23 protein-coding genes are annotated in these 23,768 nt (G+C 47.9%); 18 read left to right on the forward strand and 5 right to left on the reverse strand.

All coding sequences use genetic code 11. The features are described 5' to 3' along the window. Positions 1-26: 26 nt before the first annotated feature. Both M1D90_RS01830 and M1D90_RS01835 read left to right on the forward strand, forming a co-directional pair. Positions 27-530, forward strand: a complete 504-nt coding sequence (locus M1D90_RS01830; protein ID WP_023857045.1) for a YwgA family protein — start codon at positions 27-29, stop codon at positions 528-530. A gap of 184 nt (positions 531-714) precedes the next feature. Further along, the gene (locus M1D90_RS01835) at positions 715-1,521 is read left to right on the forward strand and encodes a zinc-dependent metalloprotease (protein WP_095291424.1); all 807 of its coding nucleotides are present in this window, start codon (positions 715-717) and stop codon (positions 1,519-1,521) included. A gap of 42 nt (positions 1,522-1,563) precedes the next feature. Here M1D90_RS01835 and M1D90_RS01840 read toward each other — a convergent pair whose 3' ends face one another. Next, positions 1,564-1,749, reverse strand: a complete 186-nt coding sequence (locus tag M1D90_RS01840) for a 2-hydroxymuconate tautomerase (RefSeq protein WP_020453307.1) — start codon at positions 1,747-1,749, stop codon at positions 1,564-1,566. Between the two features lie 86 nt (positions 1,750-1,835). On the opposite strand from M1D90_RS01840, the gene M1D90_RS01845 reads away from it, so the two are divergent. Next, positions 1,836-2,519, forward strand: a complete 684-nt coding sequence (locus M1D90_RS01845; protein ID WP_035400430.1) for a site-2 protease family protein — start codon at positions 1,836-1,838, stop codon at positions 2,517-2,519. A gap of 12 nt (positions 2,520-2,531) precedes the next feature. Then, entirely contained in the window at positions 2,532-3,047 is a 516-nt protein-coding gene (locus M1D90_RS01850; RefSeq protein WP_020453305.1) for a YwhD family protein, read from the forward strand. Positions 3,048-3,107: 60 nt separating this feature from the next. Here the strand turns inward: M1D90_RS01850 and M1D90_RS01855 are convergent, their stop codons facing one another. After that, positions 3,108-5,180 carry a transglycosylase domain-containing protein gene (locus M1D90_RS01855; RefSeq protein WP_023857049.1) on the reverse strand — a complete coding sequence of 691 codons (2,073 nt, stop codon included), beginning with the start codon at positions 5,178-5,180 and terminating at the stop codon, positions 3,108-3,110. A 368-nt stretch (positions 5,181-5,548) separates the two neighbouring features. On the opposite strand from M1D90_RS01855, the gene speE reads away from it, so the two are divergent. From speE to argS, 4 genes are all read left to right on the forward strand, one after another. Next, entirely contained in the window at positions 5,549-6,379 is an 831-nt protein-coding gene (gene speE, locus M1D90_RS01860) for a spermidine synthase (protein ID WP_023857050.1), read from the forward strand. Positions 6,380-6,433: 54 nt separating this feature from the next. Next, positions 6,434-7,306 (forward strand): agmatinase, encoded by an 873-nt coding sequence (gene speB / locus M1D90_RS01865; protein WP_456283102.1) that lies wholly within the window; start codon positions 6,434-6,436, stop codon positions 7,304-7,306. Positions 7,307-7,461: 155 nt separating this feature from the next. Then, positions 7,462-7,890 (forward strand): DUF1934 domain-containing protein, encoded by a 429-nt coding sequence (locus tag M1D90_RS01870; protein WP_023857052.1) that lies wholly within the window; start codon positions 7,462-7,464, stop codon positions 7,888-7,890. Next, positions 7,887-9,557, forward strand: coding sequence for an arginine--tRNA ligase (argS, locus tag M1D90_RS01875; protein WP_023857053.1), 1,671 nt, complete (start codon positions 7,887-7,889; stop codon positions 9,555-9,557). Before M1D90_RS01870 ends, argS begins: the two co-directional genes overlap by 4 nt. Before the next feature lie 85 nt (positions 9,558-9,642). Here the strand turns inward: argS and M1D90_RS01880 are convergent, their stop codons facing one another. Beyond that, positions 9,643-9,909 carry a hypothetical protein gene (locus M1D90_RS01880; protein WP_023857054.1) on the reverse strand — a complete coding sequence of 89 codons (267 nt, stop codon included), beginning with the start codon at positions 9,907-9,909 and terminating at the stop codon, positions 9,643-9,645. Between the two features lie 73 nt (positions 9,910-9,982). Continuing rightward, positions 9,983-11,173: a cardiolipin synthase gene (cls, locus tag M1D90_RS01885; protein ID WP_145929969.1), complete on the reverse strand. Its 1,191-nt coding sequence runs from the start codon at positions 11,171-11,173 to the stop codon at positions 9,983-9,985. 149 nt (positions 11,174-11,322) lie between these two features. On the opposite strand from cls, the gene M1D90_RS01890 reads away from it, so the two are divergent. The 7 genes from M1D90_RS01890 (at position 11,323) to M1D90_RS01920 (ending at position 20,573) form a co-directional block, all read left to right on the forward strand. Continuing rightward, entirely contained in the window at positions 11,323-13,437 is a 2,115-nt protein-coding gene (locus tag M1D90_RS01890; RefSeq protein ID WP_456283103.1) for a (Fe-S)-binding protein, read from the forward strand. 97 nt (positions 13,438-13,534) lie between these two features. After that, on the forward strand, positions 13,535-14,713 hold the full coding sequence (locus M1D90_RS01895; RefSeq protein ID WP_023857057.1) for an acetyl-CoA C-acetyltransferase: 1,179 nt from the start codon (positions 13,535-13,537) through the stop codon (positions 14,711-14,713). Positions 14,714-14,729: 16 nt separating this feature from the next. Beyond that, positions 14,730-15,593: a 3-hydroxybutyryl-CoA dehydrogenase gene (locus tag M1D90_RS01900; protein ID WP_023857058.1), complete on the forward strand. Its 864-nt coding sequence runs from the start codon at positions 14,730-14,732 to the stop codon at positions 15,591-15,593. Positions 15,594-15,605: 12 nt separating this feature from the next. Beyond that, a complete protein-coding gene (locus M1D90_RS01905) occupies positions 15,606-16,736 on the forward strand; it encodes an acyl-CoA dehydrogenase family protein (RefSeq protein WP_026580251.1) in 1,131 nt (376 codons plus the stop codon). A gap of 12 nt (positions 16,737-16,748) precedes the next feature. Then, a complete protein-coding gene (locus tag M1D90_RS01910; RefSeq protein WP_035337908.1) occupies positions 16,749-17,888 on the forward strand; it encodes an acyl-CoA dehydrogenase in 1,140 nt (379 codons plus the stop codon). Positions 17,889-18,190: 302 nt separating this feature from the next. Continuing rightward, positions 18,191-18,709 (forward strand): DNA-directed RNA polymerase subunit delta, encoded by a 519-nt coding sequence (rpoE, locus tag M1D90_RS01915; protein ID WP_023857062.1) that lies wholly within the window; start codon positions 18,191-18,193, stop codon positions 18,707-18,709. A gap of 256 nt (positions 18,710-18,965) precedes the next feature. After that, positions 18,966-20,573, forward strand: a complete 1,608-nt coding sequence (locus M1D90_RS01920) for a CTP synthase (RefSeq protein WP_103749415.1) — start codon at positions 18,966-18,968, stop codon at positions 20,571-20,573. A gap of 136 nt (positions 20,574-20,709) precedes the next feature. On the opposite strand, the gene M1D90_RS01925 is transcribed toward M1D90_RS01920, so the two are convergent. Next, positions 20,710-21,240 (reverse strand): DUF2529 domain-containing protein, encoded by a 531-nt coding sequence (locus M1D90_RS01925; protein WP_026580249.1) that lies wholly within the window; start codon positions 21,238-21,240, stop codon positions 20,710-20,712. A 173-nt stretch (positions 21,241-21,413) separates the two neighbouring features. On the opposite strand from M1D90_RS01925, the gene M1D90_RS01930 reads away from it, so the two are divergent. From M1D90_RS01930 to fsa, 3 genes are all read left to right on the forward strand, one after another. Beyond that, positions 21,414-21,791: a response regulator gene (locus tag M1D90_RS01930; RefSeq protein WP_094777382.1), complete on the forward strand. Its 378-nt coding sequence runs from the start codon at positions 21,414-21,416 to the stop codon at positions 21,789-21,791. A 202-nt stretch (positions 21,792-21,993) separates the two neighbouring features. After that, positions 21,994-22,851, forward strand: coding sequence for a class II fructose-bisphosphate aldolase (locus tag M1D90_RS01935; RefSeq protein WP_020453288.1), 858 nt, complete (start codon positions 21,994-21,996; stop codon positions 22,849-22,851). Positions 22,852-23,080: 229 nt separating this feature from the next. After that, positions 23,081-23,716, forward strand: a complete 636-nt coding sequence (fsa, locus tag M1D90_RS01940; protein WP_020453287.1) for a fructose-6-phosphate aldolase — start codon at positions 23,081-23,083, stop codon at positions 23,714-23,716. Positions 23,717-23,768: the final 52 nt, after the last annotated feature.

The following is a 23,768-nucleotide window of genomic DNA, read 5'->3' on the forward strand; positions in this document are numbered from 1 at the left end:
AAAAGGATGAAGGAGATGGCGGAGATTTGTTAAAAGAACATGCAAAGCTGATGAAGGTCTTCTCGGATTCGGGGGAGATTGTCGGGCGGAAAAAGCTGCAGAAAATCATTTATATCGCAAAGAAATTGGAGCTTCCCTTTTATGAAAAGTATGATTTTCATTTTTACGGGCCCTATTCAGAGGAGCTGACGCTTCAAGTCGAAGAACTTTGCAATCTCGGATTTCTTCATGAAGTCAAAGAAAAAAAAGGCGGCTATTATCAATACCGCTATTCGCCCACTGAAGCGGGAACGCAGTTTTTGAGCCAGTGTGAGCTGGATATGCGGGATATTAAAGCCTATATAGACGACGTGAACGGCCAGTCATCGCGCTTTTTGGAACTGGTGTCGACGATTCTGTATTTTGAAGGACTGGAGCAGGAAGAGATCAGAGAAAAAGTGTTTACCGTAAAAAGCAAGCAGCGGTATACGGACGAAGAATTCGATGAAGCCGTCGCTTACATAAAAAAGCTCAGAGACCTTTGTTCATAAGCCTGCCGGAAAACGGTAGGTTTTTTGTTTTGTTTTATTGTAAACATTTTGGAATTTTTGTGGGGAAATAGAAAGGAGCAGTAAACAGAACGCGTGTAATATTTCCTCTTTTTGGATGAATTGAAGGAATTTTTAGATAACTAGCAGAATCTTTCATTCGTTCAAAAAAAGGAGGGAATTAGCAGTGAAAAAGCGTTCTATATTCTTATCTCTATTACTTTCCGTCAGCCTCATCCCCGGTTTGACGGCAGGCGCCGCCAAGGTTGACGGGCACGATCATGAACACGGCCATGAAGTAAAAGGCACTCATATCGATTCTTTGCCTAAAGCGAAAGACTTTAAAGACTTGAAAGGAAAAGTTCAAATAGAAAGAAAGGTCAATACGAAAATATTGGATGAGAAAGGAAATGTGACGGGAACAAAAACGTTTAAAAAGAATACGAGCAAAGGGACATTTTCAACCCAGGCAGGCACGGGCAGTCAGAAAGTGAGCGTCCTGGCCGTGGCTGACGCTCAGTATCGCGCGAAATACAGCGATTGGCAGACGAGAATCGTCCAGATTATTGAGCAGGCGGATGTCATGTTCAACAGGGACCACGATATTGATTTTGTCGTCGAAGCCGTGGCGCCTTGGACTTCTTCAGGCAGCAACAGCTCTCAAATTCTATCAAACCTTCAGAGCAATTTCAGCGGACGCAGCTATAAATTTGTCGTCGGATTTACGGCGAACAGCAATTTTGACGCCGGCGGCATCGCATACGTATACAACAGCAAGCCGAACGGCAGCGCCTTCAGCGTAAACCTCGACCAGGGAACGGCCAACACGGCAAAAGCGGCGACCCACGAATTTTCCCATAACTTCGGCTTGAACCACGATGCGCAAGGAAGCGGAATCCGCTGCATTATGAACTACGACTACGCCTACACGGTCGATGTCTGGGATTCGGCTCACAATAGCCAGATCACAAGAAATAAAGCTTGGTATAAATAATAAAAACGGCGTCCCGCATGTAAGCGGCAGACGCCGTTTTTATTACATATCGCTCATTCGTTTGCCGGCGACACCGTAGTTTTCCTTTTTCATTTCCTCAATGATGACCGCGATTTTTTCTGCAGGTGCGCCTGTTGTTTCGGAGACGGCTTCGGTCACTTTTTTCACCAGATTTCTTTTTTGGTCATCTGTGCGGCCTTCCAGCATTTGAACCGTTACGTACGGCATATGTTCTCCTCCTCCTTTTAAAAAATGGCTGCTTACTTTAGCATCAGCTGCTCTTATAGTATACTGGAGATAGTAAATCTTTGTATATGAGAAAGAGGGAAAGCCACATTTTAGACCGTTTTCTTATTTATCCGCTGGAAATGATTCCGTATGTTGTTTTGACACTTGCTGCCGCATTCACCGTGCATGAGGTCGCCCATGCATATGTGGCATACAAATTCGGTGATGAGACGGCCAAACGGCAGGGCAGGCTGACGCTCAACCCGCTCAAGCATCTTGATCCGTTTGGAACGATTTTGATCTTTATTTTGGGATTCGGATGGGCAAAGCCGGTGCCCGTTAACCGCTTTTATTTTAAAAATCCGAGGCTGGCCGGATTTCTCGTGTCAATCGCAGGACCGATCAGCAACCTGATCCTTGCTTTCATCGGTTTTATATTGCTGCTTTTGTCCGTGAAGCTGTCCGGGACGCTGCCTTCCGGTTTTTACAGCGGCTTGCTTCAATTTTTTACGATTTGGGTGAATCTCAACCTGCTTTTATTTCTGTTTAATTTAATGCCGTTCCCGCCCCTTGACGGTTTTCGGGTTATACAGGATGTGGTCGCCCCCGATGTGCGGGCGAAGCTGTCGAAATATGAAGCGTACGGCTCGATCGTGTTTCTGATCATCGTCATTACGCCGCTTGGCCAATATGTATTCTGGCCGTTTTTGAATGAAGGGCGGGAATATATCATCTCGATATTTAACAGCGTTTTCCGGCCGCTGATGTAGGAGGTATTTTTGATGGAACAAGGAAAAAAGAAAAAAACAATCGGATTCAATATTATTAAAAGCGATCCGACGGACGGACACGGGGGATTTGGTGCAGGGGCTTTAAGCCTTGACAACATCTCGCCTGTCTTTGTCGATGTCGAAGAGAAAGAAGCGTTTGTTGATATCGGCGCCATGCACGCCCGCAGCACGGTTGAAAAAGGAATCAAATTTTTGCCGAACAAGGAAGAGGTGCCGAACGGAAAACCTTACTGGCTGGTGTGGGTTACGATCGACCGCAGGGAAGAAGGCCCTTATTATGCGGGGGTGACGGCTTGCGAAATGACGGTGGACAGAAGCATCCGCCGCGGCTACAAATCGCTTCCGGAGCACGTGAATTTAATGGATAAGTCGATGAAGAGGAAGATTATCGTCGAGCACATGGATGAAAGTTCCAAGCGCGTTCTTGCCGATTTTCTGAAAAATCATGATCAAGGGCTTTGGGACCGTTCATCAGACGAGCTGAAAAAGGGATTGCTTCAGCAATAGGAAAAAACCCCCCGGACCGCCGTGAAGTCCGGGGGGTTCGTCTATCCCGCCCAAAAAAGTTTATTCTTCTTTTTTAAACCATTTTTCCCACCACTTTTTCCGCTTGTGGGGAGCGGCGGGTTTTTCGCGCCCGGCTTTTTGATCCTTATAGATTTCTTTTCCGTAGCAAACCTGCTCGGGTTCAGTACCTTCGATAAAATAAGCGAAATATTTGGACGGACAGCTGGGCGCCGCCGCATAGCCTGTAGCAGGGTCAATATACATCCCTTTCACGCCTTCCGGCGGCTTTAAAGTTGCGGCGGGCGCGTTTTCAAGCGCTTTTTCCATAAATTTGGCCCAAATTTGTTTGGCATAGTTTTTCTCTGCGACGGCATCGATTGTCCGCTCTTTGTCATATCCCGTCCACACGCCTGAAGCAAGGCCGGGATAAAAGCCGATCATCCAGCTGTCGGTGCTGGTCGTTCCCGATTTTCCGGCGTATGGGCGCGTCAGCTGATCTGCGATCGTCCGCCCGGTAACAGATGTATAGCCGTTGAGTGATTTGTCGAACATTCCGCTCATCATGTTGGCCGTGATAAAAGCCGCTCTTGGGTCAAGGATTTGTTTGCTTCGCTTCGGCTTTTCGTAAAGAATCTCCCCGTTCGAATCGGTAATTTTCGTAATAAAGGAAGGTTCGATTTTTTTTCCGCCATTGGCAAACATGGCGTATCCATTCACCATTTCAAGCGGCTTCACGGGGGATGTTCCGAGCGCAAGCGACGGCACTTTTTGCAGCGGGCTCGTGATGCCGAATTGTTTTGCAGCATCAATCAGTTTGTCCATGCCGAGGAAAAGGTGCGTTTTCACGGCGTAAATGTTATCGGACAAAGCCAGGGCCTGAAGAAGAGTGATCGGGCCGTCTGCGTAATAGCCGTGATAGTTGCTCGGCGAATAAGCGCTGCCTTGCCCGAGCTCAAATGTCGTTTCCGCGCTCCTCATCCGGGTGGCCGGCGTAAAACCGTTTTGAACAGCCGAATAATAAAGGAAAGGCTTCATGGTGGAGCCGGGCTGCCGCATAGCCTGGGTTACGCGGTTAAACGGGCTTTTTTCGTAGTCGCGTCCTCCGACAAGCGCAAGAACGCTGCCGTCGGACGGATTGATCGCTGTAAACCCTGCCTGAATGTCAGATGACGAATCAATCGTGCGTTCGATCGTGTCCTCGGCAATTTTTTGGAGACGCGGGTTGAGCGTGGTGAATACGTTGTAGCCGCCGGTTTCTGCTTGCTCCGGTGTCAAATGCAGCAAGCGCGCGATTTCTTTAACCGCTTCGTCATAAAAGTACGGAGCGGTTTTAGCGGTTGTTTGCTTATCCTGTTTTTCAAAGCGGAGCGGCAGTTTTTTCAGTTCTGCCGCCTGCTTTTTCGTCAGCTTGTTTTCTTTCTCCATCATTGTCAGGATCATTTCCTGGCGTTCTTTCGCCTTTTTTTCATTAACAAAAGGCGAATAAACGGAAGGACCCTTTGGAATGCCGGCAAGCATCGCAGCTTCCGCCGCATTGATATCCTTGGCCCGTTTGCCAAAATACATCCGGGAAGCAGCTTCGATTCCGTAGGCTCCATGCCCGTAATAAATCGTATTTAAATAGCCTTCCAAAATATCTTTCTTTGTGTAGTTTTGTTCGAGCCGTATCGTATAAAAAGCTTCATTCCACTTTCTTTTCCATGTTTTATCGTGGCCGAGGTAGAGGTTTCTCGCATATTGCTGTGTAATGGTGCTGGCTCCCTGAACTTTGGACATCGCCTTTAGATCGGCGATGAGGGCGCCACCCATCCTCATATAGTCGAAGCCGTGGTGCCGGAAGAAGTTCCGGTCTTCAACGGCAAGTGTGGCATCGATGACGGCGGGATTGATGCTTTTCAGCGAAACCCAGTACCGCTTTTGCCCGTAATGCGTCTCTCCCATCTGCTTTCCGCTTCCGTCATACAGCACGGTAGACCTCGGCACCTGAATCGAAGGAGCGCCTTGCCATTTGGCTGCCAGGACCACCGTCATGACAACGATTGAAAGGAAGATCAGCATCAATGCTCCCATGAACAAAAATGCGCGTATCGTCTTGATAGTTAAACGGACCCGCTTGTCCGTCATCATGTCCATGTTCAAATCTCCTCCCGGATAAATAAATGTTCTTATCATTATGAGGAAAAAGAGGAGGGTTTAAACAAGCGGGAAGGAAAAAACCGCAGACCCTCTAGGAGGCGATTAACAGAGCAACCGGAGGAATCCTCAGTTTTGGCAGTCGCCGCTGCAGAATAAGCTTATGTACATCTGTGGCAAGCTCAGCCCAAAACGGCCGTCGGGAATGGAATGACTCCTGAAAATGAATCGATCCGTCTTTACAATCACCTGCAATTCCTCTATACTTTTTCCTTAGGCAAAAGCCGATGCTTCAGTGCAGAATAATCGTCGCCGCAGGCGAGAAAAATAGATGGAAATACAGCTTATCACGAAAGGAAGATGACGCTTTGAGCGGACTTTGGTACACAGAGAAGCAAACGAAAAACTTCGGCATTACGATGAAAATCAACAAGACTTTACATACAGAGCAGACGGACTTTCAAAAGCTCGAAATGGCCGAGACGGAAGAATTCGGCAACATGCTGTTTCTTGACGGCATGGTCATGACATCTGAAAAAGATGAATTTGTCTACCACGAAATGGTGGCGCATGTGCCCCTGTTTACGCATCCGAACCCTGAGCATGTACTTGTGGTCGGCGGCGGAGACGGCGGCGTCATCCGTGAAATTTTGAAGCATCCGAGCGTCAAAAAAGCGACGCTTGTCGATATCGACGGCAAGGTGATCGAATACTCTAAGAAATTTTTGCCTTCCATTGCAGGCAAACTTGACGATCCGCGCGTCGAAGTAAAGGTCGATGACGGCTTTATGCACATTGCAGAATCTGAAAATGAGTACGATGTCATCATGGTCGATTCAACCGAGCCTGTAGGGCCGGCTGTCAACTTGTTTACAAAAGGCTTTTACGCCGGCATAGCAAATGCGCTAAAGGAAGACGGCATTTTTGTTGCTCAGACGGACAACCCTTGGTTTACACCTGAACTGATCACTAACGTTCAGCGCGATGTAAAAGAGATCTTTCCGATTACAAAGCTGTATTTGGCCAACATTCCGACATATCCAAGCGGATTGTGGACGTTTACGATCGGTTCGAAAAAATACGATCCTCTTGAAGTGGAGGACAGTCGCTTCTTCGATATTGAGACGAAATACTATACAAAAGAAATTCATAAAGCGGCATTCGTCCTTCCGAAATTCGTCAGCGATTTAATCAAATAAAACAGTTTGGCGCAGGATGGTATTCTGCGCTTTTTTTCAGGGAGGTTTTTGAAGATGAGATTTGATGAAGCATATTCCGGCAAGGTGTTTATCGCAAGCCGCCCCGATTGGGAAGAGGCGGACGCCATCCTTTACGGCATGCCGATGGATTGGACGGTCAGCTACCGTCCCGGATCGCGCTTCGGTCCGGCGAGAATCCGCGAGGTGTCCATCGGGCTTGAAGAATACAGCCCTTATTTGGACAGGGAGCTTGACGAGGCTCATTTCTTTGACGCCGGCGACATCCCGCTGCCTTTCGGGAACCCGCAGAAGAGCCTCGACATGATTGAAGAATATGTTGACAGCATTTTAGAAAAAGGAAAATTCCCGCTCGGAATGGGAGGAGAGCACCTCGTTTCATGGCCGGTCATTAAAGCGATGTATAAAAAATATCCCGATCTTGCCATCATCCATATGGATGCGCACACAGATCTCCGCGTCGACTATGAAGGAGAGCCACTCTCGCATTCGACGCCGATCCGCAAAGCAGCGGAACTGATCGGTCCCGGCAATGTCTATTCATTCGGCATCCGCTCCGGTATGAAAGAGGAGTTTGAATGGGCAAACGAAAACGGTATGCACATTTCCAAATTTGAAGTGCTTGAGCCGCTTAAATCCGTCCTGCCGAAACTCGCAGGGCGTCCGGTTTATGTAACGATTGACATCGATGTCTTAGATCCCGCTCATGCGCCGGGAACCGGTACGGTTGACGCCGGAGGCATCACATCAAAAGAGCTGCTCGCTTCGATTCACGAAATCGCCCGCTCAGACGTCAACGTCGTTGGAGGAGACCTGGTTGAGGTCGCTCCGGTCTACGACCATTCGGAACAAACCGCAAATACGGCAAGCAAGCTGATTCGCGAAATGCTGCTCGGCTGGGTGAAATAAACAGGCTGTCCTTTTTCGGGACGGCTTTTTTCTTAGAAAATGGTTTATCTTCCCGTCCGTTCTGTTAAGATGGTATAAAGGAGCAGCGGTTGAACTTTTTTTCCCGAATGATTATACTAATCAAGTCAAATCGGATCAAAAAAGGAAGTGTCGGAATGAACCAGGAGACACCCGTTAATATCCATGTGAAATCTGTTATCCGGGAAGGATCGGACACGGAAACGATCGAGTTCCGGACAACTGGGTTTTATTATATGAAAAAAGATAAAATATATCTTTCTTATCATGAAGAGCATGATGCGGGAAAGGTGAAGACGATCGTAAAAGCAAGCGAAAACGAAGTTCTGGTGATGCGTTCCGGCGCCATTGAAATGAAACAGCGTTTCAGGCCGGGCAGCCGCACCGTCACTCATTATAAAATGCCTTTCGGCAGGCTCGAGCTTGGCGTGGATACAAAATCCGTATCAGTCACCCGGCAGCCGCCAGACGGAAAGATCAGCGTTGAGTACGATATGATTGTAAGCGATGAACAAAAGCATTTACATATGATGTCGATTTCGTATAGAGGAGGACACGAGTCATGAACATAGTCGAACAAATGAAAGATGTGCTGAAGCAGGAAATTAAAGAAGCTGTCATGAAAGCCGGCCTCGCCGCAGAAAGCGAGATTCCCGAAGTCGTATTGGAAGTCCCGAAAGACAAGTCGCATGGAGACTATTCCACTAACATGGCGATGCAGCTGGCGAGAATCGCCAAAAAAGCGCCGCGGAATATTGCCGAGGAAATCGTCGCATCCTTTGATAAAGGAAAAGCGTCGATCGACAAACTTGATATCGCAGGACCGGGTTTTATCAATTTCTACATGAACAATCAATATTTAACGAAGCTCATTCCGGCTGTGCTTGAAGCAGGAGAGGCCTACGGTGAAACAAATATCGGAGGCGGAGAACGCGTTCAGGTGGAATTCGTCTCAGCAAACCCGACGGGCAACCTGCATCTTGGACATGCCCGCGGAGCCGCTGTCGGAGATTCTCTCTGCAATGTACTTGAAAAAGCGGGGTATGAAGTGAGCCGCGAATATTACATCAACGATGCCGGCAATCAAATCAACAACCTCGCATTATCCGTCGAGGCCCGTTACTTTCAGGCGCTTGGAAAAGACAAGCCGATGCCTGAAGACGGATATCACGGCGAAGACATTAAGGAAATCGGCCGAAAGCTCGCCGATGAATTCGGCGACCGTTTTGTTCATGAAGAAGAGAGCGAACGCCTCGCGTTTTTCCGTGAATACGGCTTAAAGTACGAATTAGGCAAACTTCGTGAAGACCTCGAGAATTTCCGTGTCCCATTTGATGTCTGGTACTCAGAGACATCGCTTTACCAAAACGGAAAGATCGATCAGGCGCTCGAAGCCCTTCGCGAAAAAGGGCACATCTATGAAGAAGACGGGGCGACATGGTTCCGCTCGACGGCGTTCGGCGATGACAAAGACCGCGTCCTGATCAAAAAAGACGGGTCCTACACGTATCTTCTGCCTGACATCGCTTATCACAAAGACAAGCTTGACCGCGGCTTCCAAAAGCTGATCAACGTATGGGGAGCGGACCATCACGGCTATATCCCGCGCATGAAAGCGGCCATTGAAGCGCTCGGTTATGACAAAGAAACGCTTGAGGTCGAGATCATCCAGCTCGTCCATCTCTACAAGAACGGCGAAAAAATGAAGATGAGCAAAAGAACCGGAAAAGCTGTGACAATGCGCGATCTCATTGATGAGGTCGGCCTTGACGCGGTGCGTTACTTCTTTGCGATGCGCAGCGCCGATACGCACATGGACTTTGATCTTGACCTGGCTGTCTCCACATCGAATGAAAACCCGGTTTACTACGCGCAGTACGCTCATGCGAGAATTTGCAGCATGCTGCGACAAGGCGAAGAAAAAGGTATTTCATTTGAAGGGAACCTTGACCTGACGAAAATCGCTTCTGAAAAAGAGTATGATCTGCTTAAAGTGATCGGCTCGTTCCCTGAGGCTGTCGCCGATGCCGCAGAGAAGCGGATTCCGCACCGCATTACAAACTATATTTTTGAATTGGCATCTGTGCTCCACAGTTTTTACAATGCTGAGAAAGTTCTCGATCCGGCAGATGAAGAAAAAAGCCGAGCGCGTTTATCATTGATGAAGGCAACACAAATCACATTAAATAATGCACTCAAGCTGATCGGCGTATCAGCTCCTGAAAAAATGTAAAACGAATCCCCCGTCCTTTGAACGGGGGATTTTTTCTTGATTTGGTGAGGAGGCGTCTCACACAAGGAAGGTCCGTCGCCTTCCCTTATTGAACTTGAGCGTCAGAAAGAATCGATTGTGCTTTTCTTACTAACTCCTGCGCCATCTTCCCTTCGATGACAATCAGGCACTCATTTTCGCGATTGGCCATTCTGAACATTTCCAGTTCAATTAAATCTTTAATTTTGCACATTGTTTTTCTTGAGCATATATAAAGCTGATGTCTGGCTGAGCGGCAAAGTCTGTACAGCTCAATCAAGTTTTTTAATGTCATCGATTGTGCGCGGAGCTTAATCGACTCTGCTTGGTTCATCATATATCCCTCCGTATGTAATCATCACTTTGGTGAAATGTTACCCGCATGTTATGCAGGATAAACGTACGATTCATAAAAAATATGAAATCGATTTCGCCAGCCATTCGATGGGCCGCTGCATCACCGGCCGCTTCGCATACCGCTCCTTTGTCAGAAGCTCGGCGTGTTCAATACTTTCTTTGACGACGTCAAAGAATTGTTTTGTCCAGTCTTTATCATGGATGACGACATTCACTTCATCATTGAGAAACAGGCTTCGATTGTCAAAATTTGACGTTCCGATCATCACATGCCGGTCGTCGACGATCAATGCTTTTGCATGATAAAAGCCTCTGTAGTACCGGTAAATATAGCAACCCGCCTCCAAAAGTGCGGGAAAGTTCGTGTAGGCGGCCTCTTTGACAAGCGGATGGTCGGCTTTCATCGGCACGAGAACCGAGACGATCACGCCTCTTTCCCTGGCTGAAAGAACTGCTTGCTGCAAAGCCGGACTCGGAATATAGTACGGCGTGCAAATCATGATTCTTTCTTTTGCCTGATCAATAAATGAAATATATTTTTCTTCCAGAGAAAACCCCTTTGTCGCATGTATCGAATGGGTGACAGCTCCTTGATGGAGCGGCGGGAACATGCCGCTGTCCGGCTGTGATAGCGGCGCTTCTCTATTGAAGTCTGATAAAAAAATGTGCTGCAAGTCGGCAACACCTTCCCCCGTCATTCGCAAATGGTAATCCTTCCACGGGCCGAATTCCGCTTTTTTACCAAGGTATTCTTTCGCAATGTTAAATCCGCCCACATAGCCGATCTTTCCGTCTATGACGGCGATTTTCCGGTGATTTCTTGCATTCAGTCGATAAAAGAAATAAGGGAAGCCCGGATTGTTGACAAAAAAAACGTGCGCTCCGCTTTGTTTCAAGTCTGACAGCGTTTTTTTCTTTACCTTCATCGCGCCGATCCGGTCAATCAGCAAGCGTACGCATACGCCGGCTTTCGCTTTATCCTTCAGCATTTTTAAAAATTCAAGGCTGATATCATCGTTCTTCACAATATAAAACATGACATGCACCGACGATTCGGCCTGGCGGATGTCATCCAGCAGCCGCTCACACAAGTCTTCTCCGTTATGAATCAGTTCAATATCGCTTTTCTTCTCTGAAAAAACGGGTTCGTAGGCTTTCCTTTCAAAGGCTTTGCGGCCGAAACGGAAATCGAGCGCAAGAAGCAGGATGAGAAAACATACCATAATCATAAGCGGCACCAATGAAGACACTCCCTTTTTTCGTGTAAAGAATAGTGTCCCCCTAATTTCCTGCATTTATGAAAACATATTGACTGAACACTCATTCATTATTTAAGATAAAGGTAGTTCAAGGGGATTTAAGGTTGGGGAAATGAAAGGGGGAGCAGCTGATGAATGTCTTATTGTGGTTGAATTTCATTGCGTTTTTAGGTGTAACCGCTTACGCCGTTTATCTGTTTGTCTACTTGATCCGAACGAGAATCAGTTACATCAGGCTCGGACAAAAAGAGGATTTTGATAAGCGGACGAAGGAGCGCCTTCAAAAGATATGGGAGAACGTGTTCGGCCAAAAGAAACTGCTTAAAGATAAAAAAAGCGGCATTATCCACGTCATGTTTTTTTACGGCTTTATTCTCGTTCAGTTCGGAGCGATCGATTTTATTTTGAAAGGGCTCGTTCCCGATCAAGGACTTCCGCTTGGCAGCGTCTACCCGGCGTTTACGTTTTTTCAGGAAATCGTCACGTTGATGATTTTAATTGCGGTGGTCTGGGCCTTTCACAGGCGCTATATTGAAAAACTCGTCAGACTGAAGCGCAATTTGAAGTCGGGGATCGTGCTCATGCTGATCGGCGGCTTGATGTTTACCGTTTTACTCGGAAACGGTATGAACATGATCTGGCATGAACATTCATTATCATGGCACGAACCGATGGCATCAGGCATCGCTTTTGCCCTCGGCTTCATGGGAGAAACCGCCTCAGCGGCAGTGTTCTATGCGGCATGGTGGGCGCATCTTCTTATCTTACTGACATTTTTAGTCTATGTGCCGCAGTCAAAGCACGCCCACTTAATTGCCGGACCGGCAAACGTATTTTTCAGCCGGCTGACAAACCCGGGAAAGCTTCAAAAAATCGATTTTGAAGATGAAACAAAAGAAACGTTCGGCGTCGGACGGATCGAGGAATTCAGGCAATCCCAGCTGATCGATCTTTACGCGTGCGTTGAATGCGGGCGCTGTACCAATATGTGCCCGGCTACCGGAACAGGCAAGATGCTTTCGCCAATGGATCTGATTTTGCGGCTCAGAGACCATTTGACAGAAAAGGGAGCAGCAGTAACATCGAAAACGCCTTGGGTTCCCGCGCCTCTCTTTCAGCATACGAAAGGCAACCAGCTGGCCATGGCGGCGGGAGGAGAAGGATCAAGAGAAGCGGCTGCTTCAGAGCTATACAATCCGAGCTTAATCGGCGACATCATCACCGAAGAGGAAATTTGGGCATGCACAACGTGCCGGAATTGTGAAGATCAGTGCCCGGTCATGAATGAGCACGTCGACAAGGTCATCGATCTCCGCCGCTATCTCGTGCTCACAGAAGGAAAAATGGATGCAGATGCCCAGCGCGCCATGACGAGCATTGAAAGACAGGGTAACCCTTGGGGATTAAACAGAAAAGAACGCGAAAACTGGCGTGACATGAGAGACGACGTTAAGGTGCCGACAGTGAAAGAAATGAAGAAAAAAGGCGAGTCCTTTGAATACCTGTTCTGGGTCGGGTCGATGGGATCGTATGACCGGAGAAGCCAGAAGATCGCCATGGCTTTCGCGCGCCTTCTCAATCAAGCCGGGGTCACGTTCGCGATTTTAGGCAATAAAGAAAAAAATTCAGGCGATACGCCGAGGCGGCTTGGCAACGAGTTTTTATTCCAGGAGCTTGCCGCAAAAAACATTGAAGAATTTGAAAAAAATGATGTTCGAAAAATTGTAACCATCGATCCGCATGCATACAATATTTTTAAAAATGAATATCCTGATTTTGGTCTGAAAGCGGAGGTGTATCATCATACAGAAATTCTCGCTGCCCTTATTGAAGAAGGAAGGCTGAAACCTGAGTTTCCGGTTCGCGAAACCGTCACCTTTCATGATTCATGCTATTTGGGCCGCTACAATGAGGTTTACGAACCGCCGCGCGATATTCTGCGCTCCATTCCGGGTATCCATTTAGTGGAAATGGAACGCAGCCGTGAAAACGGAATGTGCTGCGGAGCGGGGGGCGGTCTCATGTGGATGGAGGAAGAGACGGGCACAAGGATCAACGTTGCCAGAACGGAGCAGGCGCTCAGCGCTTCACCTTCTGTCATCAGTTCGGGCTGTCCGTATTGTTTGACGATGCTAGGCGACGGAACAAAAGCCAAGGAAATGGAGGATCAGGTCGGCACCTACGATGTGGCGGAGCTGCTTGAACGCGCCGTATTCGGCTCAGAACAAAAAGAACATGCTTCATAGACGGATTTCAGGTTTTGAATAAAGAAGGTGTGAGCCGGATCTCCGCCTTCTTTTATCTTCGGTATGCACAAATCATGATAAGGGGAGAGGATGTCAGGTGGCGAGATCGGTTATTGCAGGCGGCGCGCGCACGCCTTTTGGAAAACTCGGGGGCGCGCTTCAGTCAAAGACGGCAGCGGAGCTCGGCGGAATCGCCGTAAAAGAAGCATTAAAACGTTCCGGTGTACATCCTGAGGATGTCGATGAAGTCATTATGGGTTCCGTTCTTCAAGGCGGACAGGGGCAGCTGCCGTCGAGACAGGCTGCGCGTTTTGCGGGACTGCCGTGGGATGTCAAAACGGAAACGATTAATAAAGTGTGCGCTTCAGGTTTAAGAAGCGTCACAATGGCGGATCAGATCATCCGGGCCGGTGATGCGGAGGTCATTGCAGCAGGAGGTATGGAATCGATGTCAAATGCCCCTTATTTGCTTCAAAAAGCGAGATGGGGGCTGAGAATGGGAGACGGAGCGGTTAAAGATTTGATGATCACAGACGGGCTGACATGCTCATTTACGGGTGTTCATATGGGCTCCTACGGAAATGCCGCTGCGAAAGAGTTGGAGATTGCAAGAGAAGAACAGGATCGATGGGCGCTCAGGAGCCACATGCGGGCCGTACAGGCTGCAGCTTCAGGTGCGCTCGGAGAAGAGATCGTCCCTGTTTGTATACCGCAGAAGCGGGGCGGCGAATTAACGGTTGATCAAGATGAAGCTCCGCGGCGCGATACGTCATTGGAAAGGCTGTCACAGCTTGCTCCGGTTTTTGACCACGACGGGACAATTACTGCGGGAAACGCGCCGGGGGTAAATGACGGAGCATGCTCGCTTATCGTGATGAATGAAGACAGGGCAAAGGAACTCAATGTGAATGTGTCCGCCGTCATTAAAGCGCACACATCCATTGCAGTCGAAGCCAAAGACTTCCCGAAAACCCCAGGGCTTGTCATCAGAGAACTGCTTAACAAAACCGGAGCTGAGCTTTCTGATATCAAACTGTTTGAAATCAATGAAGCGTTCGCCGCGGTAGCTTTGGCAAGCGGAAAGATCGTGGGCCTTGACATGGAGAAGGTCAATGTCAACGGCGGCGCCATCGCGCTAGGTCATCCGATCGGCGCGAGCGGGGCAAGAATCATTTTGACGCTTATGTACGAATTAAAACGGCGCGGCGGCGGTACAGGTATTGCTGCCATTTGCAGCGGCGGCGGTCAGGGAGACGCCGTGATGATCGAGGTATAAAAAAGGGGGATTTTAAATGAAAAAAGACACGATCATGGTCATCGGAGCCGGCCAGATGGGGGCCGGGATCGCCCAGGTCTCTGCCCAGGCCGGATACAATGTTTACATGTACGACGTATCACCTGACCAAATTGAAAAGGGAATGAAGCGCATTTCCGGCCAGCTAGTCAGACAGGCGGAAAAAGGCAAGCTTCCGCATGGAGACGTACAGCAAATCTACCAGCGTCTTTCTCCTTCGGCTTCGCTCGACGATGCGCGGGAAGCTTTTCTCATCATTGAAGCGGCTGTTGAGCAAATGGATGTAAAAAAAGAGATTTTCAAACGGCTTGATGAAGTGACCGAAGACTCAGCCCTATTGGCATCAAATACATCGTCATTGTCGATTACGGAACTCGCTTCCGTCACGAAAAAACCTCAAAATGTCATCGGCATGCATTTTATGAACCCGGTTCCGGTCATGCAGCTTGTCGAGGTCATCAGGGGGCTTGAGACGAGCGGCGAAACATATGAAACCGTCGTGGCTGCGGCGGAGCGGATGAACAAGGTTCCGATCGAGGTGCGGGATTTTCCGGGATTTATCTCCAACCGCATTTTAATGCCGATGATTAACGAGGCGGTTTTTGCGCTTTATGAAGGCGTCGCCGAGAAAGAAAGCATAGACGGAATCATGAAGCTTGGCATGAACCATCCGATGGGCCCGCTGGCTCTCGCTGACCTGATTGGTCTGGATACGTGTCTGTATATTATGGAGACGTTGCATGAAGGTTTTGGCGATGATAAATACCGGCCTTGTCCGCTCCTTAAACAATATGTCAGCGCAGGACGTCTCGGAAAGAAAACGGGCAGAGGGTTTTATACGTACGAAAAGCAGCCGACATAAGGAGGGGTGACCTTGAATTTTCAGTTTACAGAAGAGCAGACCCGCATGCAGAAGATTGTCAGGCAATTTGTTAAACAGGAGGTCGCTCCTTTTGTACCTGAAATGGAGAAAGGGCGTTTTCCAACCTCTCTTTTGAAGAAAATGGCGGAGCGCGGCTGGATGGGGCTTCCGATTCCGGCTAAGTACAGCGGGGCCGGTCATGACTTTATCACCTATATAATGATCATCCATGAGCTGTCAAAGAAAAGCGCCGTTCTTGGCGCGGTTCTATCTGTACACACGTCAATTGTCACCATTCCCATTCTTTTATACGGAAATGAGCGGCAAAAAGAACATTATGTTAAAAAGCTGGCAGCAGGGCAGTACTTGGGAGCCTTTTGTTTAACCGAACCGAGTGCCGGTTCCGATGCGGGCAGTCTAAAAACCAGGGCCGAAAAGCGCGGCGATACCTATGTGCTCAACGGTACGAAAGTTTTTATCACAAACGGCGGAGCCGCCGACATTTATCTTGTTTTTGCTTCAACCGATCCGAAAGCGGGAACGGGGGGCATTTCGGCTTTTATCGTGGAGAAGGGCACGCCGGGCTTTTTTATTGGGAAAAATGAAGAGAAAATGGGGCTTCACGGTTCACTGACGGTCACTTTAAATTTTGATAACGCTGTCATCCCCGCCCGGCAGCTGCTGGGGAAGGAAGGTAAAGGATTCAAAATGGCCCTTTCCAATCTGGATACCGGGCGGATCGGAATTGCGGCGCAGGCTCTGGGCATCGCCGAAGGAGCGCTTTCTGAAGCCATCGAATTTCTAAAAATACGGTATCCGGACGGAGAGCTGTATAAGAACGGACAAGGGCTTGCTTTTAAGCTGGCCGACATGGCGGCGAGGACAGAGGCTGCCAGGCTTCTCGTTTATCAGGCCGCTTCGCTGAAACAACAAGGCGTCCAGACGGGAAAGGCTGCTTCAATGGCCAAACTGTTCGCTTCGGAAACGGCAATGTATGTCGCCGGAGAGGCCGTGCAGCTGCTCGGAGATTTTGGATATACAAAGGATTTCAGCGCTGAACGATATTTCAGGGATGCGAAAGTGTGTGAAATTTATGAGGGCACAAGCGAGATCCAGCGGATCGTCATCGGTAAGCATTTATAAGGGGGGAAAAGAATGATCTTTAAGCTGAGTGAAGAGCACCAAATGATACAGAAGATGGTGCGCGACTTTGCCCGTCAAGAGGTGGAGCCGACTGCAAAGGAGCGGGATGAGGAAGAGCGGTTTGACATGGAACTGTTTTCCAAAATGGCGGAATTGGGGTTGACGGGAATACCGTGGCCTGAGGAATACGGGGGGATCGGCAGTGACTACCTCGCCTATGTCATCGCAGTAGAAGAGCTTTCGAAAGTCTGCGCCTCAACGGGCGTCACCTTGTCAGCCCATACTTCGCTTGCAGGCTGGCCGATTTATGCATTTGGAACGGAAGAACAGAAGCAGGAATACTTAAAGCCGATGGCCCGCGGTGAAAAGATAGGCGCCTACGGATTGACGGAGCCCGGTTCAGGCTCTGATGCCGGCGGCATGAAAACGACCGCGGTCAGAAATGGTGATGATTATATTTTAAATGGAACGAAGATCTTTATCACAAACGGCGGAATTGCAGACATCTACATCGTGTTTGCCAACCTTGCGCCGGAACAGAAGCACAAAGGCACAACCGCTTTTATCGTTGAAAAGGATTTTCCCGGTTTTTCTGTCGGAAAAAAAGAAAGGAAGCTGGGCATCCGTTCATCGCCGACAACCGAAATTATCTTTCAGGACTGCCGCGTGCCTTTAAAAAACCGCCTTGGCGGGGAAGGTGAAGGCTTTAAAATCGCAATGCAGACGCTTGATGGAGGAAGAAACGGAATTGCCGCTCAAGCCGTCGGGATTGCCCAGGGTGCATTTGAGGCGGCGAAGGCGTATGCGAAAGAGCGGAAGCAATTCGGCAGGCCGATCGCCGAGCAGCAGGGCATCGCTTTTAAACTGGCTGATATGGCGACGGAGATTGAAGCTTCAAGGCTTTTAACCTACCAGGCGGCATGGCTGGAATCAGAGGGGCTGCCTTATGGAAAAGCTTCCGCGATGTCGAAGCTATATGCAGGGGATACGGCTATGAAAGTGACGACGGAGGCCGTGCAAATATTCGGCGGATACGGCTACACAAAGGATTATCCGGTCGAGCGCTTTATGCGCGATGCAAAAATCACTCAAATCTATGAAGGAACGCAGGAAATACAGAAGCTCGTCATTTCGAGAATGCTGATGAAATAATGGCGGAAAACAGCCGTCTGGCACGGTTTGGGCTGCTGCCGGCGGACAGGCCGCCGACGCAGTTTTTTTCGTTTTCAAGGGGCCGGACGCTCCCGGCTGTTCTATGTTTCAATCCCGCTTGCCGCCGATTTCCAATGCAACAGGTAAAAATTATTGAATTAACGGGAATAAAGGTGGCATAAAGTGATTTCTTTTGTTTATAATGAGAGGTATGGTTTGTCGTAAAGACAGGGATTACATGCTTATTTTCTATGACAGAGATAGTAGATACATACATGAAGATAGAAAGGGAGTGTCTGGCGATGAGTTTGAAACAATACTCAGAGGAACAGCTAAAGGAAATGGCTTTAGTTGAAATCGCATACGAAATTTTTTCGGAACACAAAAAACCGATTACATTCCAGGAGCTAACAGATCAAGTGGCTTCCTTGCTTGGAATGGGGAAAGAAGAGCTGGAAGACCGCATCGCCCAGTTCTACACAGATTTAAATATCGACGGACGCTTTTTGGCGCTGTCAGACCAAACGTGGGGCCTGCGCAGCTGGTATCCGTATGATCAGCTTGATGAAGAAACACAACCGACTGTAAAAGCGAAAAAGAAAAAAGCGAAAAAAGTGGTTGAAGAAGATCTTGATCTTGACGAATTCGAAGAAATCGACGAGGATGATATTCTTCTTGACGATGTCGAAGACGACTTGGACATTGCCGCCGATGAATTCGAAGAAATCGATGAAGCCGACGATGATGAACTGGATGATCTTGAAGACGAGATCCTGGACGATGATGATGAAGATTTTGAAGAAGAGGAAGACGAGGAGTAATTTTGCCGCCTGAACGGAATTCATGTTTAAATCGATCTTGACTTTCACAGGCGAACTATGTAGTATGTATTTTGGGCTCTTCAAAACGAAGAGATTCGAGTGATACGGACTATCAGCTCCCTTTCAAGAAATTGAAAGGGAGCTTTCTTGTTTTTCCGCCTCCTTATCATTTAAATCATTTAGAAAAGATCTAAATGATTTTTCATAAAAAGAGCATTTTAAGGAATAAGCGTTAATCGAAGAGAGGGGTACAGAAATGACAAAATATATCTTTGTAACCGGAGGAGTTGTATCCTCGCTTGGAAAAGGAATTACGGCGTCTTCGCTCGGCCGCCTGCTGAAGAACAGAGGTTTGAATGTCACCATTCAAAAATTTGACCCGTATATCAACGTAGACCCGGGGACAATGAGCCCGTATCAGCACGGTGAAGTGTTCGTAACCGACGACGGTGCGGAAACGGATCTTGACCTCGGCCACTATGAGCGCTTCATCGACATCAATTTAAATAAATACAGCAACGTGACAACAGGAAAAATCTATTCCACGGTGCTGAAAAAAGAGCGCAGAGGCGATTATTTAGGCGGTACCGTACAGGTTATACCTCATATCACAAATGAAATTAAAGACCGCGTATTCCGCGCCGGAAAAGAAACGGGCGCTGATGTCGTGATCACCGAAATCGGCGGAACCGTCGGTGATATCGAATCGCTGCCGTTTCTTGAAGCGATCCGCCAGATCAAGAGCGATGTCGGCCGCGACAATGTGATGTACATTCACTGTACGCTAGTTCCATATCTTAAAGCGGCGGGAGAAATGAAAACAAAGCCGACTCAGCACAGCGTAAAAGAACTGCGCAGCCTCGGCATTCAGCCAAATGTCATCGTCGTGAGAACAGAAATGCCGATTTCTCAGGACATGAAAGATAAAATCGCGCTGTTCTGCGACATCGATCCTAAAGCCGTCATCGAGGCCGGCGATGCGGATACGCTCTACTCCATTCCTCTCGACCTGCAAAAACAAGGGCTGGACAGCTTAGTCTGCAGCCACTTGAAGCTGAATTGTAGAGAAGCCGATATGGAAGAATGGAAAGAACTTGTCAAAAAGGTGAAAAGTCTGTCCAAAACGGTGACAATCGCTTTGGTTGGTAAATACGTCGAGCTCCCGGATGCCTACATTTCAGTTGTGGAATCGCTTCGCCATGCGGGTTATGCGTTTGACGCAGACATTCAGGTTAAATGGATCAATGCGGAAGAAGTGACGGAAGACAACGTTGCCGATCTTGTTCAGAATGCGGATGGTATTCTTGTGCCGGGCGGATTCGGAGACCGCGGTGTTGAAGGGAAAATCACGACAGTCAAATATGCCCGCGAACAAAAGATTCCGTTCTTCGGCATTTGCCTCGGAATGCAGGTGGCATCGATTGAATACGCAAGAAATGTGCTCGGTCTTGAAGGAGCGCACTCAGCCGAAATCGATCCTTCCACACCGTATCCGATTATCGACCTTCTCCCTGAACAAAAGGACATTGAAGACCTTGGCGGAACACTGCGTCTCGGACTTTATCCGTGCAAGCTTCAAGAAGGGTCGAAAGCGTATCAGGCATATGAAAATGAAGTGGTCTATGAACGCCACCGCCACCGCTATGAATTCAATAACGAATTCAGACAGCAGATGGAAGAAGCCGGATTTGTATTTTCCGGGACAAGCCCTGACGGCCGTCTCGTGGAGATTATCGAGCTTAAAGATCATCCATGGTTTGTCGCGTCTCAGTTCCACCCTGAATTCACGTCAAGACCGACAAGACCTCAGGCTCTGTTCAGAGACTTCGTACATGCTTCGCTGAAGACTTCGGAAAAGCTGTAAAAAAGAAAAAGGCCTGCCGGCACATCACGCCGGCAGGCCTTTTTTGGATTTTTCTGGTGATAATGGCGGCCCGAACTGGTACTATATTCATTAAGGCCGGCCCCACCGTCATTAATTTCCTTTAGGCAACCCTGTTTTATTGGTATTCCTGAAGAATTTCCTTTAATGTAAAGGATAGGGCATGATAAATGTAGAGGCTGACCATCAGGGACGGAAATCCGAACCTTGTTCCGTCTTCATCGGGAAGAAGCGGCATTCTCAGCTTTGAATCGATATGGACATCGGCGAATGATTCGATCGGGGCGCCGTCTTTTCCCGAAGGGGAGACGACAACAAGTCCGATTCCTCTTTCATACAGTTTTTCCGCCATTTTCAGCTCTTCGCAATCCGCTGAACCGGCGCAGAACATCAGCACTTTGTCCGTCATTTCAAAATCGGGCCAGTTTTCTTCGTTCTTCGGCAGCACTTTGACTGAGGGGAACGGTTCAGAACTGTACATCGCTTCTTTCAAAATGCCTTCCAATTCATTTTTTCCGTATACATAAACCGAATGATCACTGATGACCGCCTGAGCCAACAAGCGGGCGCCGTCCTCTATCGATTGGGCCTCGCCCTCTTGAATCCGGTTGAAGATTCCCGTCAATTGAGTGGTGAAAATTTTAAGCAAGCTGACTCCTCCTTTTTTACTGACTATCATTATATAACAAAAGAGAATAATGGGAAAAATCCTCTAAATATGTCGCAAACTTAAATATTTTAATTAAAGGAAAAGAGAAAAACAAAACAGAATAGATAAACTACTGCTTAATTTTGGCGAAAATTATAAATATAGAGGTGTAAATCATGAATGAGAAGATTTTAATCGTAGACGACCAGTACGGGATTCGGGTTCTGCTGAATGAAGTTTTCAATAAAGAAGGATACAAAACCTTCCAGGCTGCGAACGGGATTCAAGCGCTTGACATTGTGAAAAACCAGCGCCCCGACCTCGTTTTGCTCGATATGAAAATCCCCGGCATGGACGGAATTGAAATTTTGAAAAGGATGAAGGTCATTGACGAGGGGATCCGGGTCATCATTATGACGGCCTACGGAGAGCTCGACATGATCCAGGAATCGAAGGAGCTCGGAGCCCTGACGCACTTTGCGAAGCCTTTTGACATCGACGAAATTCGCGATGCCGTTAAAACCTATCTGCCTATAAAGTCAAACGGATAGCTGAAAAGTTTTTGATGTTGTCACAGTCACAATGTTGCCGATTTGTTGATTAATTGTTATTCTATATAAGTAGAGAAAAGCTATCTAACGTTTTTAAAAAACCAAAACATTTTACATATGGCGGATTTTTCTGGTCATGCTAGGTAGGTGTGGAGGCTTTTTTCGCAAAAGCAAATCAGGCTACATAAGGAGGACTTTCGACATGCCTTTAGTATCAATGACGGAAATGTTGAATAAAGCAAAAGAAAACGGATATGCTGTCGGACAATTTAACTTAAATAACCTTGAGTTCACTCAAGCGATTTTACAAGCCGCTGAAGAAGAGAAATCTCCTGTTATCCTCGGTGTATCAGAAGGTGCAGGACGCTATATGGGCGGATTTAAAACCGTTGTGGCAATGGTTAAAGCGCTGATGGAAGAATACAACGTAACAGTACCTGTTGCGATTCATTTAGACCACGGCTCAAGCTTTGAATCTTGTGCAAAAGCGATTCATGCGGGATTCACTTCCGTTATGATCGACGCTTCCCACCATCCTTTCGAGGAGAACGTTGCGACGACTTCAAAAGTTGTTGAGCTTGCTCATTTCCACGGTGTATCAGTTGAAGCTGAGCTTGGAACTGTAGGCGGACAGGAAGACGACGTAATTGCTGAAGGCGTCATCTACGCGGACCCTAAAGAGTGTCAAGAACTTGTTGAGCGCACAGGAATCGACTGCCTTGCACCTGCATTAGGTTCTGTTCACGGCCCTTACAAAGGCGAACCAAACCTTGGATTCAAAGAAATGGAAGAAATCGGAAACACAACTGGTCTTCCGCTCGTACTTCACGGCGGTACAGGCATTCCGACTGCCGACATCAAGAAAGCTATTTCTTTAGGTACGGCAAAAATCAACGTCAACACTGAAAACCAAATCGCTTCTGCGAAAGCTGTTCGCGAAACGCTTGCTGCGAAGCCTGAAGAGTATGATCCGCGCAAATACCTCGGACCTGCACGCGAAGCTATCAAAGAAACAGTGATCGGCAAAATGCGTGAATTTGGTTCTTCAAACAAAGCATAATGACGATTGGAAAAGCATCTGTTTTCCCGCAAAGCCGGGGGAACAGGATGTTTTTCTGATGTTTTAGGGAAGTGCTGTTAACACATGCCTTTGACGGCATGAGGCTCTTTTGCTTCCCGTTCAGTCAAAAAAGCCGCCTGATAGCGACAGGCGGTTTTATCCATATCATCCGGAAAGCGCAAACATGTTCCACAGTTCAGACATTTTCATGACAGGAGGTTTTATCAATATGCTGTTTTTTATTGATACTGCAAATTTAGACGAAATCAAAGAGGCACACGCTCTCGGCGTGCTTGCAGGAGTTACGACAAATCCTAGTTTAGTAGCAAAAGAAAACATTTCGTTTCATGACCGTCTGCGTGAAATTACCGAAGTGGTTTCTGGGTCAGTCAGCGCCGAGGTTATTTCTCTGAAGGCTGAAGAGATGATTGAAGAAGGAAAAGAGCTTGCGAAAATCGCGCCGAATATTACGGTGAAAATTCCGATGACGTCTGACGGCCTGAAAGCTGTTAAAGCATTAACCGATCTAGGGATTAAAACGAACGTCACGCTGATCTTCAGCGCAAACCAGGCGCTTCTTGCCGCAAGAGCAGGAGCTACGTATGTTTCCCCGTTCCTGGGACGCCTTGACGATATCGGCCACAACGGCCTCGATTTGATCAGTGAAATTAAACAAATTTTCGATGTGCACGGTTTGGACACGCAAATCATCGCCGCGTCCATCCGCCATGCGCAGCATGTGACTGAAGCCGCGCTAAGGGGAGCGCATATCGGTACGATGCCTCTCAAAGTCATTCATCAGCTTACAAAGCACCCGCTGACTGATAAAGGGATTGAACAGTTTTTAGCTGACTGGAATAAATAATTGCTTCATGTGGGTGGCAAGTGGAGGGGCTCCCTCCGTTTGTCACCATTTT

It is taken from the genome of Bacillus sp. JZ34 (assembly GCF_053903205.1).